Annotated in this window: 9 protein-coding genes and 2 tRNA genes; 6 read left to right on the top strand and 5 right to left on the bottom strand. The window is 34.2% G+C overall.

All coding sequences use genetic code 11. The annotated features are described in order from the left end of the window. The first annotated feature begins 25 nt into the window (after positions 1-25). Both FLACHUCJ7_RS06435 and FLACHUCJ7_RS06440 read left to right on the top strand, forming a co-directional pair. The gene (locus FLACHUCJ7_RS06435; RefSeq protein ID WP_180908338.1) at positions 26-1,270 is read left to right on the top strand and encodes a 3-deoxy-D-manno-octulosonic acid transferase; all 1,245 of its coding nucleotides are present in this window, start codon (positions 26-28) and stop codon (positions 1,268-1,270) included. A 337-nt stretch (positions 1,271-1,607) separates the two neighbouring features. Beyond that, complete coding sequence (locus FLACHUCJ7_RS06440; protein WP_031454501.1) at positions 1,608-1,823, top strand: PG1828 family lipoprotein; 216 nt, start codon at positions 1,608-1,610, stop codon at positions 1,821-1,823. A 104-nt stretch (positions 1,824-1,927) separates the two neighbouring features. On the opposite strand, the gene FLACHUCJ7_RS06445 is transcribed toward FLACHUCJ7_RS06440, so the two are convergent. From FLACHUCJ7_RS06445 to mutS, 4 genes are all read right to left on the bottom strand, one after another. After that, positions 1,928-2,302, bottom strand: a complete 375-nt coding sequence (locus FLACHUCJ7_RS06445) for a YegP family protein (RefSeq protein WP_078227323.1) — start codon at positions 2,300-2,302, stop codon at positions 1,928-1,930. Positions 2,303-2,489: 187 nt separating this feature from the next. Continuing rightward, positions 2,490-2,575 (bottom strand) — tRNA-Leu (locus FLACHUCJ7_RS06450). Between the two features lie 77 nt (positions 2,576-2,652). Beyond that, positions 2,653-2,725 (bottom strand) — tRNA-Gly (locus tag FLACHUCJ7_RS06455). 146 nt (positions 2,726-2,871) lie between these two features. After that, positions 2,872-5,478: a DNA mismatch repair protein MutS gene (mutS, locus tag FLACHUCJ7_RS06460; protein WP_180908339.1), complete on the bottom strand. Its 2,607-nt coding sequence runs from the start codon at positions 5,476-5,478 to the stop codon at positions 2,872-2,874. 160 nt (positions 5,479-5,638) lie between these two features. On the opposite strand from mutS, the gene FLACHUCJ7_RS06465 reads away from it, so the two are divergent. The 3 genes from FLACHUCJ7_RS06465 (at position 5,639) to FLACHUCJ7_RS06475 (ending at position 8,981) form a co-directional block, all read left to right on the top strand. Beyond that, positions 5,639-6,070 (top strand): DUF1573 domain-containing protein, encoded by a 432-nt coding sequence (locus FLACHUCJ7_RS06465; RefSeq protein WP_031454498.1) that lies wholly within the window; start codon positions 5,639-5,641, stop codon positions 6,068-6,070. Positions 6,071-6,144: 74 nt separating this feature from the next. Further along, a complete protein-coding gene (locus tag FLACHUCJ7_RS06470) occupies positions 6,145-6,696 on the top strand; it encodes an RNA methyltransferase (protein ID WP_180908340.1) in 552 nt (183 codons plus the stop codon). Positions 6,697-6,896: 200 nt separating this feature from the next. After that, positions 6,897-8,981, top strand: coding sequence for an Ig-like domain-containing protein (locus FLACHUCJ7_RS06475; RefSeq protein WP_230408800.1), 2,085 nt, complete (start codon positions 6,897-6,899; stop codon positions 8,979-8,981). Positions 8,982-9,099: 118 nt separating this feature from the next. Here the strand turns inward: FLACHUCJ7_RS06475 and folK are convergent, their stop codons facing one another. Beyond that, positions 9,100-10,233, bottom strand: a complete 1,134-nt coding sequence (gene folK / locus FLACHUCJ7_RS06480; RefSeq protein ID WP_180908342.1) for a 2-amino-4-hydroxy-6-hydroxymethyldihydropteridine diphosphokinase — start codon at positions 10,231-10,233, stop codon at positions 9,100-9,102. Positions 10,234-10,370: 137 nt separating this feature from the next. Here folK and sppA point away from each other — a divergent pair, with 137 nt between their 5' ends. Further along, positions 10,371-12,128: a signal peptide peptidase SppA gene (sppA, locus tag FLACHUCJ7_RS06485; RefSeq protein WP_180908343.1), complete on the top strand. Its 1,758-nt coding sequence runs from the start codon at positions 10,371-10,373 to the stop codon at positions 12,126-12,128.

The following is a 12,128-nucleotide window of genomic DNA, read 5'->3' on the forward strand; positions in this document are numbered from 1 at the left end:
GTATTTTTGCCACAAAAATAAACAGATGCTTTTTCTATACAATTTAGTCGTTTCAATTACTGGTTTTTTTCTTAAAATAGTAGCCCTTATCAGTCCGAAAATTAAGCTTTTTGTAGATGGACGAAAAAATGTTTTTACTATTTTAGAAGAAAAAATAAAACCTGAAGATAAAACAATTTGGTTTCATTCGGCTTCATTGGGAGAGTACGAGCAAGGACTTCCGGTTATCGAAAAAATTAAAGAAAGATATCCAACACATAAAATCATTGTTACCTTTTTTTCTCCTTCAGGCTATGAAGTACGTAAAAACAATAATGTCGCTGATGTCACTATTTATCTTCCTCTCGATACAAAAAATAATGCAAAACAGTTTTTAAAATTAGTTCATCCTGAATTGGTCTTTTTTATTAAATATGAATTTTGGCTTAACTATTTAAAAGAGCTGGAAAAATTAAAAACCCCTACCTATTTAATTTCAGGTATTTTTAGAGATAACCAAATGTTCTTTAAATGGTATGGTGGATTTTACAGAAAGGCATTGAAAACTTTTACTTATTTTTTTGTTCAGAATGAGAACTCAAAACAAAAAATTGGATCTATAGGATTTCAAAACGTAATTGTTGCAGGCGACACCCGATTTGATCGTGTAAACGCAATTTTAGAGAGAGATAATTCACTTGAATTTATTGAAACTTTCAAAAACAATCAACCAACAATAGTTATTGGAAGTTCCTGGCCAAAAGACGAGGTGTTATTAGCTGAATACATCAACGAGGCTCCTGAAAATGTAAAATTTATTATTGCCCCTCACAATATAAAAACTGAACAAATCGAAAATCTAAAAAATGCGATTACAAAAAAAACAGTTTTGTTCTCTGAAAAAGAAAACAAAATCTTAACAGATTACACTGTTTTCATAATTAACACCGTTGGCTTACTAACTAAAATTTACAGCTACGGAACTATAGCGTACGTAGGAGGTGGTTTTGGAAATCCCGGCATTCACAACATATTAGAACCCGCAACCTTTGGAATTCCAATTGTTATTGGACCTAACTATTCTAAATTTGCCGAAGCCATTGAATTAGTAAAACTTGGAGGCTGCACAACAATCTCGAATACAGAAAACCTAAAACATGCCTTTAATCAGTTGCTCTCAGACAACAATTTTCTGGAAGAAAAAGGAAAAATTTGCCAATCCTACATTCAAAACAACAAAGGAGCAACAAATACTATCATAAAAGCCATTTCACAGAAACAAACTAACTAACAAATTTCATGTTTTTAAGATTTAAATGTTATAAAAACTTTCCAAAACAGCTCACATCACTTTTTTTTCAATATAGAATTATCAATCAAAAGCAAAACAAACCACAAACAAACAATTCAAAATAGCCAAATGTTTTTCGAATATTTAATAAAAAATAAAATTCACCAAAAATACAACAATACAGCGCGATTTATTAGTTTTGGCACACTAATTGATAAATAACAACATCGAGGAACAAAGGAAAATATTTTAAAAAAAAAAAAAAAAAAAATTTTACATATTAAAAAATTTATATCTTTGCCTCGAATTAATAATTAACCTTTTATAATAAAGTAAGATGAAAAAAGTATTTTTAAGTTTAGCTGTTGTTGCTGTTTTAACTGTTGTATCTTGTAAAAAAGCTGACGCTGCTGCTGAAGCTCCTGCTGTAGATTCTGCTGCTGTAACTGTTGATTCTGCTGCTGCTGTAGTTGATTCTGCTGCTGCAACTGTTGACTCTGCTGCTGCTAAAGTTGATTCTGCTGCTGCTAAAGTAGAAGAAGTAAAAAAATAATTAGAACCTAGTTCTAAAAATTTTAAAACCATCGTTGAGATGGTTTTTTTTATGATTAAATTCTAATCACAAAAAAAAGCGTTTGTTATTGCAAACGCTTTTTTTTACAACACTCCCCCTTCAGCTACCATTTCGTCATCAAAAATCAAATCATTTGAAGAGAAGTCCAAAATCTCTGCTTTCGAAGCATACAAAATAATTTCTTTTATTCCTTTCTGCAAAAGCAATTCAGTCGTGTATTTACGACTCATCGCAAACTGAACCTCACCCAACATTAGTTTAAAGAAATACTTTCCACCTGAGCCCTTAAATTTTAAAAATTTAGCATGCTCCACATTCAACTTAAATCTCTCAATATCTTCCTCACATTCAAATTTCAACTCATAACTTGAACTTGTAAAAATTACTTTTCCTTTTCTGGAAGTAAACACAAATTTATATTCATCATTAAACCTTCTACTAATTACGAAAGCACCCATTTTGATTGTTGATTGTTGATTACTGATTGTTGATTGTTGATTGTTGATTGTTGATTGTTGATTGTTGATTGTTGATTGTTGATTGTTGATTGTTGATTGTTGAAATAAATTTACTACGCAAATTTACACACAACACCCCCAGATTTACACCATAAAAAAAGCCTCTTCAAAAAAGAAGAGGCTTTAGTACTCAGAGCGGGACTTGAACCCGCACGAACATTGCTGTTCACTGGATTTTAAGTCCAGCGTGTCTACCAATTTCACCATCCGAGCAATTAAGCTTTTAATGTTTTTATTTAGCTAATTTTTAAAAAAAAGCAAACACAACACCATTTAAATATATGGTTTTGAGCGAAAAACGGGGCTCGAACCCGCGACCTCGACCTTGGCAAGGTCGCGCTCTACCAACTGAGCTATTTTCGCGTTTCAAATTTTATTAAGAACTCGCAATACTTATTCTGTATTGCGAGTGCAAATTTAGGACATTTATTCAATTAAACAAGCCTTTTTTGAAAAAAAATTAAACTTATTTTATAACTTTCTGATAACCTAAACTTTAAATATAAAATTTATTTCTTAATCAGCATTCGCTTAATTTCATTCAGCTTCATTAATGCTTCAACCGGGGTAATTGCATTTATATCAAGACTCATAATCTCTTCTTTTATCTCTTCCAGCAAAGGATCATCCAGATTAAAGAAACTCATCTGCATTTCATCATTTGCAGATTTGATTCCGTTTAATGCATCACTGGAATGATTTTTCTCCAGTTTCTTAAGCAGTTTTTGAGCCTTTGAAATAACCAGCTGTGGCATTCCGGCCATTTTCGCTACATGAATACCAAAGCTATGGGCACTTCCTCCTTTTACGAGTTTACGGATAAAAAGAACGGTATCTTTTAATTCTTTTACCGCCACATTATAATTTTGGATTCTTGGCAACGATTCTGTCATTTCATTTAATTCATGATAATGGGTAGCAAACAATGTTTTTGCCCTGCCCGGATGTTCATGCAAAAATTCAGCAATAGCCCATGCAATCGAAATTCCGTCATATGTACTCGTCCCACGCCCGATTTCATCTAACAAAACCAGACTTCTGTCTGAAATATTGTTTAGGATTGAAGCAGTTTCGTTCATTTCAACCATGAAAGTCGATTCGCCCATCGAAATATTATCCGAAGCTCCTACTCGGGTAAAGATTTTATCTACAATACCCATCCTCACGCTGTCTGCCGGTACAAAACTCCCCATTTGAGCCAGAAGCACAATTAAGGCAGTTTGTCTCAAAATTGCCGACTTACCCGACATGTTAGGACCGGTAATCATGATGATTTGCTGCACATCCCTGTCTAAATAAACATCATTTGCGATATAAGGAGTCCCAACAGGCAATTGCTTCTCAATAACAGGATGCCTTCCGTTTTTAATATCCAATTCGAAGGTTTCATCAATTTCTGGGCATACATATTGATTTTCGACCGCCAACTGGGTAAAGGAACACAAACAATCCAATTGAGCCACCAAACTTGCATTCATCTGAACCGGCTTGATATAAGTTGCAATCCAGGCTACTAATTGTTCAAAAAGATCGGATTCAATTTTATGAATTTTTTCTTCAGCCCCTAAAATTTTGGTTTCGTATTCTTTTAATTCTTCAGTAATGTAGCGTTCTGCATTTACCAGCGTTTGTTTACGAATCCACTCTTCCGGTACTTTATCTTTGTGTGTATTTCGAACTTCGATATAATAACCAAAAACATTATTGAAAGAAATTTTCAAAGAAGAAATTCCGGTTCTTTCTGATTCCCTTCTTTCAATTCCCTCCAAAAACTCTTTTCCTGAAGTTGAAATAGCACGAAGTTCATCTAATTCTTCGCTGATTCCTTTTGCAATCGCATTACCTTTTGCAATCGCAACGGGAGCGTCCTGATTCAAGGTAACTTTAATCTTCTCTCTTAGCAAATCGCAGGCATGTAAACTATCCCCAATAATTTTAACCGCTTCTTGTGGACTTTGCAATGCCAAAGTTTTAATTGGAATAATAGCATCCAGAGATTCTTTCAAATAAACAATTTCACGAGGTGAAACTTTTCCGGCTGCGATTTTAGAAATCAAACGTTCTAAGTCTGAAATTTGCTTAATTTGATATTGAATATTATGCAAAACTTCAGGATTTGATTTCAAATACGAAACCACATCATGACGTCCTTTTATTTTATTAGCATCTTTTAAAGGTAAAGCCAGCCAACGCTTCAACAAACGCCCACCCATTGGCGAAAGCGTTCTGTCAATTACATCCAAAAGCGTTACAGCATTTGGGTTATAGCTGTGATATAATTCTAAGTTTCTGATTGTAAAACGATCCATCCAGACGTAAGCATCCTCAGCAATACGCTGAATTGCCGTAATATGCTGTACACGATTGTGCTGAGTCTCTGACAGGTAATACAAAATCGCTCCAGAAGCAATAATTCCTTCTTTTAGCTCTTCAACTCCAAAACCTTTTAAAGAAACAGTCTGAAAATGCTTTGTCAGAGTTTCTAAAGCATAATCTTCCTTATAAATCCAGTCTTCCAGATAAAAACTATGAAAGTCATCTCCAAAAGCGCTTTTAAAATCGCCTTTGTTATTTTTAGGAACCAGAACTTCGCTCGGGTTAAAATTCTGCAATAACTTATCAATATATTCTGCATTTCCCTGAGCTGTTAAAAACTCTCCTGTAGAAACATCCAAAAAGGAGATCCCGATATTTTTATTGGCAAAATAAACCGATGCCAAAAAGTTATTGGTTTTGGATTGTAAAACTTCATCATTTAAAGAAACCCCTGGAGTAACAAGCTCTGTAACCCCACGCTTAACAATTGTTTTGGTCATTTTTGGGTCTTCAAGCTGGTCACAAATTGCAACACGAAGTCCGGCTTTAACCAATTTTGGCAAATACGTATTAATAGAATGATGCGGAAAACCCGCCAAAGCTGTTTCGGTTTCAGAACCAGCACCTCTTTTGGTTAATGTTATCCCGAGAATTTTAGATGCCCTGATGGCGTCTTCTCCAAAGGTTTCGTAAAAATCCCCTACTCTGAAAAGCAAACATGCATCAGGATATTTCCTCTTGATTTCGTTGTACTGTTTCATCAAAGGTGTTTCTTTCACCACTTTCTCTTTCGCTGCCAAATTATTGTGTTTTAAAAATGAAAATTACGACAGCGAATTTATAATATTTTAGCGGCATATCGAAGGCCATCAAAAATTAAAATATTTTAAGGAATTTTTAAGTTGACATTTAAGAATTTTACATAGATTTGTTCATCATTAAAACAAAGACTCTTAAAAGATGAAAAAAATAATTTTATTCGCTATGTTGGCTGTAGTTGGAATTACAGCTTCTAATGCTCAAAGTACTAAAAAAGCTGCTACAGCTAAAGTTGCTAAAGTTCAGGGAGCCGGAATGGTTTTTGAAAACGAAACAATTGATTACGGAACTATCGCTCACAATGCTGATGGTAATCGTCAGTTTGTTTTTGTAAACAACGGAACAAAGCCATTAATTATTACTAACACTCAGGGATCTTGTGGTTGTACTGTACCAACAACACCTAAAGAACCAATTGCTCCGGGAGCTAAAGGTGTTATTGGTGTAAAATATGCTACTGACAGAATTGGTGCATTTACAAAAACGGTAACTGTTACTTCTAATGCTGAAGGACAACCTACAAAAACATTAACTATTAAAGGTACTGTTTTACCGGATCCGGCAAAAAGCTAATCTGAAAACAATAAAATAATCGAAAAAGCTTCCTTATCTTTGGAAGCTTTTTTTATGACCATAATTCAACCCGAATGAGAAAACTTGAAAATAGTGAACTGGACCGAAAATCGATTGATGATTTTAAAAAATCAGATAAAACTCCTTTAATTTTAGTATTAGACGATATTCGCAGCCTACACAATATAGGATCTGTATTTAGAACTGCCGATGCTTTTTTGGTAGAAAAAATTATCTTGTGCGGCATCACAGCTACGCCTCCTAATAAAGAAATTCATAAAACAGCTCTTGGCGCTACTGAAACCGTTTCCTGGGAACATCAGGAAAATGTTTTGGAAGTTATTGAAAACCTTAAAAAAGAAAACGTATTAACCCTCGCTATTGAACAAGTAGAGAGCGCTATTTTTCTTCAGGATTTTAAAGTTGAAAAAAATCAAAAATATGCATTGGTTTTTGGAAATGAAGTATATGGCGTTGCTCAGGAAGCAGTAGCTATTTGTGATGGCTGTATTGAAATTCCGCAATTGGGCACTAAACATTCTTTGAATATCGCCGTTAGTGCAGGGATAGTAGTTTGGGATTTGTTTTCCAAGTTAAACTGGTCAGAAAACCATTCAAAATCATAATTCTTAAAGAATACTCACATATTTAACATTAAAATAAAAATATCTTTTTTTTATTATTATAAAATCGATATTTTTATAGGATGAAAAATATCAATTTCTTAAAAATATCAATTTTATTATATATTTTAAGTTTTGTTCAGACTTACGCAACTGAGAAAAAAACTGTTGATAGGAACTTAATTACTTTTAAAAATGACACTTTGAAATCAAATAAAAAAAGTCATTCCAAAACAGTTTTTACAATTGATCCTCCTGTAATTAAAGCTCATGGAAACCAACTATATTGCCCTCAAAACACTATCAATATTGTAACCGGAATCACTATTAGCCATGATCCTGCAGAAACAGGAACTCAAGCAGTTTATATTCAGATTTCTTCAGGATATTCTAATGGTTTTGATAAACTTGAACTTTCTAACCCTGCATTGCACCCTTCAATTACAACAAGTTGGGATGTTACTGCCGGAAAATTAAAATTATCAAGTCCAACAGGAATCGATGTTTCATACTCCAATTTTGAGTCTGCGATTAGAGATGTTGTTTTTTCAAACTCTTCTGCTACTGCCTCCGGAACCAAAACTTTTTCTATCACTATTGGTCAGGCAAATTATTTACCATCAACCGGACATTTTTATCAATTTATCTCTAACGTTGGCATTACCTGGACACAGGCAAAAGCAGCCGCAGAAAACAGTACCTATTATGGTCTGAAGGGCTATCTGGCCACTATTTCAGCAAGAGATGAAGCAAAATTATCAGGTGAACAAGCCTCAGGAGCCGGCTGGATTGGCGGAAGTGATGCTGAAACAGAAAACATCTGGAAATGGGTCACAGGCCCCGAAGGACTCGCAAATAATGGAAATGGAACAATTTTTTGGAATGGTCTTTCTAACGGCACCACTCCTAACTTTGCTTTTTGGAACAACAACGAACCAAACCAGTTGGGAGATGAAGATTATGCACATATCACAGCTACAGGGATTGGAATTCCGGGTTCTTGGAATGATTTATCCGATACAGGATCACTATTTCCAGGAGATGATTATCAGCCAAAAGGATATATTGTTGAGTATGGAGGAATGCCCGGAGAATTACCTTTAGAAATTGCTGCCAGCACCCAAATTACAATTCCCGAAGCTATAATAACTTCTCCAAAACCAATTTGCGACTCAGGAATCTTTGTTTTAAAAGCGATCTCGAATGCCGGAACGATTAACTGGTATGATGCAGCTGTAGGAGGCAATTTATTGGGTACCGGAAATACATATACGACTCCAACAATAAACACTACAACAACTTATTATGCTGATGCTGGCTGCGAAATAAATCGAAAAGCAGTAGTTGCTACTGTTAATAAAACTCCGGATACTCCAACTGTATATTCCCCCGTTTACAGGTGCGGAGCAGGAACTGTAACATTACAAGCAGCTTCAAATATGGGAGTTATTAATTGGTTTACAACTTCAACAGGCGGAACGAGTGTTTATACAGGAAATAATTTTACTACACCTGGTATTTCAGCAAATACAACTTATTATACTGAAGCTTCAGATAGTGGGTGTACTTCAAATCGTACTCCTGTAAATATAATAGTATATACTCCTCCTGTTGTTAGTGACGAAGAAATTATTTTATGCGAAAACCAAACTGTTATGTTAGATTCTAAATTGAGTGGAATGTTTTATAAATGGTCAACAGGAGAAACGACACAAACTATTTCTGTTTCAACTCCAGGAAGTTATAGCGTAGAAGTAACCAGTCCGAATCCTGAAAACTGTACCAGTAAAAAAACTATAACTGTTATTGAATATAAAAAGCCAATCATTAAAAATATTAATGTTAACAAAACAACTATTACTATCAATCTAAATAATGCATCAGATTATTTTGAATACTCTGTTGATGGGATAAATTATCAAACTTCAAATACTTTTTATGATGTGGCCGGTGGTTTGCAAACCGCCTATGTAAAAGCAAAAGATAATTTGTGCAGCATTAATGAAACAACTCAGCATTTTATTGTATTGATTATTCCGGCATTTTTCACTCCTAATAACGATTTTCAAAATGATTTCTGGGAAGTAACCGGAATGGAGAATTATTCTCAGGCACAAGTCACTATTTTTGATCAGTACGGAAAATTATTAGCACAATTAAGCGGATCAAAATTGAGTTGGGACGGCACTTTCAACAAAGCTCCTCTTCCTTCTTCGGATTATTGGTATGTATTAAAAATTGACGATACAACCCCTCTTTTTAAAGGCCATTTTTCTTTGAAGAGATAATTTTAATTAGAAAATTTTTCAATTAGAAAATGAGATAATTATTCAGGCAAAAAAGATAAAATTCACACTTGTTAGAAAGTAAAGCCTTTAAAAGTTTTCTCATTATCAGATTGAAACATTATCTAATTACCTTTTGAATTTGATTCAATATAAAAAGATAATCTTCATGTTTCCTGACAAAATCGCGATCTGAAACATCAATGATCAAAACGTTCAGATCTGTTTGAGATTTAATATACTCTAAGTACCCGTTATTGATTTTATCTAAATATTCAGCCGAGATATTTTGCTCATAACTTCGGCCGCGCTTTTTTATGTTCTGAAGCAGTCTGGTTGTGTTTTGATATAAATAAACATACAGATCCGGCTTTGGCATTTCTTTATAAATGATATCAAACAAGTTTCGATACAAACGGTATTCATCTTCGGCAAGCGTAATTTTTGCAAAAATCAGGGATTTAAAAATATGATAATCGGCAATCACAAAATCTTTAAACAAATCAAATTGTGCCAAATCATCCGATAATTGCTGATAACGATCAGCAAGAAAAGACATTTCTAACGGAAAAGCATACCGGTTTTGATCCTTATAAAATTTTGGTAAAAAAGGATTATCTGCAAAACGTTCCAAAACGGTTTTTGCATTAAAATCTTCAGCAATTTTCTGTACCAAAGTAGTTTTTCCTGCACCAATATTTCCTTCAAAAGCAATATAATTAAACCGCTCAAGCGGAATTTCATCCAATGGATTTTTTAAGTCCTGAACCACAGTACAAATACTATCATCCGGTGTTATTGCAATTAATTCAGAAACAGTTTTATGAAGAACCGGGTGTTTCCAGTTTAATTTTAAATCCTGCATGGGCAGCAAAACAAAATTTCGGTTTTGCATTAATGGATGCGGAACCCGAAGCTTATCCGATTCGATAATTTCATCATCAAAAACAATCAAATCAATATCGATAATTCGGGATTGGTAGCCTTGCTGATCAGAACGGATACGCCCTAATTGTTTTTCTACTTTTAAAACCTGACTGAGTATTTTTTGTGCAGAGGAAGAACTGTGCAAAAGCAAAGCACAATTATAAAAAGCATCACTTTCGAATCCCCAGGCAGGCGTTTCGTACAATTTTGAAACCCGGATTACGGTTCCCACTTCCTGATGTATTAAATCAATACAGCTTTCGATATTTTCTAGCCGATTGCCCTGATTGCTGCCTATTGATAAAATGACCTGATGCTGTGATTTCATAATTAATGCAAATTAACTAAAACTATTTTAGAATTAACAATATATTTGTGTAGTGCCATGTTTGTTCAATTGAAAATTTATCCATAAAAGTTGTAACAAAGCAGCCCCTTTTACTACTTATTTAAAAAAAGTATTTTATGAAATTTCTAGGAAATGTAATTGCCACAGTTGTTGGTATTTTTGTTTTTATTATGTTATTCTTTTTTGGAATAATCCTAATAGGAACTATTTTTGGAAGCGAGGACACTGTTACAGTCAAAGCCGATTCAGTTATTGAATTAGATTTAAAAGAAATCAATAATGACTATGCCGGAAAATTTAAAGATCCATGGGTAACGCAATTCTCCAAAGATGGAAAAATTGGTTTAACTGATGTAATTAATGCTATTGAAGCGGCAAAAACAGACGACAAAATTAAAGGAATCTCTATATTAAATGATGAATCTTCTTTAGGACTGGCGCAATATAAAGATTTGAGAAATGCGTTGGAAAGCTTCAAGAAATCAGGAAAATTTGTTTGGGCTTACGCCAATACTTATTCTCAAAAAGAATATTATTTGAACTCGGTAGCAAATACTATCTATTTGAATCCTGCCGGAGATCTTGATTTTAAAGGACTTTCTTCTGAAGTAATGTTTTTTAAAGATTTTCAGGAAAAATCAGGTATCCATATGGAAGTGATTCGTCACGGAAAATACAAAAGTGCCGTTGAACCTTTCCTTGAAAACAAAATGAGCGATGCTAACAGAGAACAAATTACTGCTCTTTTAAATTCTATATGGTCAACTGTAGTAGCCGATATTTCAAAAAGCCGAAATATTCCGATTACCAAATTAAACGAAATTGCAGACGGCTTGTTAGCCAGAACACCCGAAATGGCAAAAAATGCACATCTGGTTGACATTATAGCTTATGAAGATGTCTATCACAATGCCATAAAAAAAGCTTTAAAAGTGACCGGTGATGATGATTATAATAAAATCTCGATTTTAGATTACACTCAAAATAACGTAACCACAGCTTTAACTAATACTGCAACCGATCAAATTGCAATTATTTACGCTCAGGGCGAAATTGGCAGCGGTGAAGGTGATGTTAATCAAATTGGTGAAGGTTCCATGAGACGTTCACTTCAGGAAGCCAGAAAAAATGAGGATGTAAAAGCTATTGTGCTAAGAGTAGACAGTCCTGGAGGAAGCGCACTTACTTCTGATTTGATCTGGAGAGAAATTGAGATTACCAAAAAAGTAAAACCTGTTGTGGTCTCAATGGGTAATTATGCTGCATCCGGAGGTTATTATATCGCTTGCAATGCCAATAAAATTTTTGCCGAAAAAAATACAATCACGGGTTCTATTGGTGTTTTTGGTGTTTTACCAAATTTTAGCCCTTTGGCAAACAAATTAGGAATTAATACCGAACAGGTAAAAACACATGAAAACTCAGCAAATTATAGTCCGTTTGTACCGGTTGACGAAAAATTCAAAGCTTTTACACTGGAAAGTGTTGAGCACATTTACAACACTTTTGTAACACACGTTGCCGAAGGCCGAAAAATGACTTTTGCACAAGTAGATGCCATTGCACAGGGAAGAGTCTGGTCTGGGACTGAAGCTCTAAAAATTGGTTTAGTAGACCAAATTGGAGGGCTGAATGATGCTATTGCTGAAGCAGCCAAAATAGCAAAAGTAAAATCATACAGTACAGAGAATTATCCTGAATACGAGAAAGATTTCAATGACCTTTTATCAGGTCTTCCATTCGCTCAGTCAAAAGAAACTTTCATAAAAGAAGAAATTGGTGAAGAAAATTATTTGCTTATCGAACACATCAAAAGACTTCAAAAACTTAAAGGAGCTCAGGCCATAATGCCCTACACCATCAACATCAAATAA

This window comes from Flavobacterium salmonis (assembly GCF_903819435.1).
GTDB lineage: Bacteria > Bacteroidota > Bacteroidia > Flavobacteriales > Flavobacteriaceae > Flavobacterium > Flavobacterium chungangense.

Coding starts and splice junctions, on each gene's coding strand:
- FLACHUCJ7_RS06435 (WP_180908338.1), top strand. CDS start 26: ATGCTTTTTCTATACAATTTAGTCGTTTCAATTACTGGTTTTTTTCTT.
- FLACHUCJ7_RS06470 (WP_180908340.1), top strand. CDS start 6,145: ATGAGAAAACTTGAAAATAGTGAACTGGACCGAAAATCGATTGATGAT.
- FLACHUCJ7_RS06440 (WP_031454501.1), top strand. CDS start 1,608: ATGAAAAAAGTATTTTTAAGTTTAGCTGTTGTTGCTGTTTTAACTGTT.
- FLACHUCJ7_RS06465 (WP_031454498.1), top strand. CDS start 5,639: ATGAAAAAAATAATTTTATTCGCTATGTTGGCTGTAGTTGGAATTACA.
- FLACHUCJ7_RS06445 (WP_078227323.1), bottom strand. CDS start 2,302: ATGGGTGCTTTCGTAATTAGTAGAAGGTTTAATGATGAATATAAATTT.
- folK (WP_180908342.1), bottom strand. CDS start 10,233: ATGAAATCACAGCATCAGGTCATTTTATCAATAGGCAGCAATCAGGGC.
- sppA (WP_180908343.1), top strand. CDS start 10,371: ATGAAATTTCTAGGAAATGTAATTGCCACAGTTGTTGGTATTTTTGTT.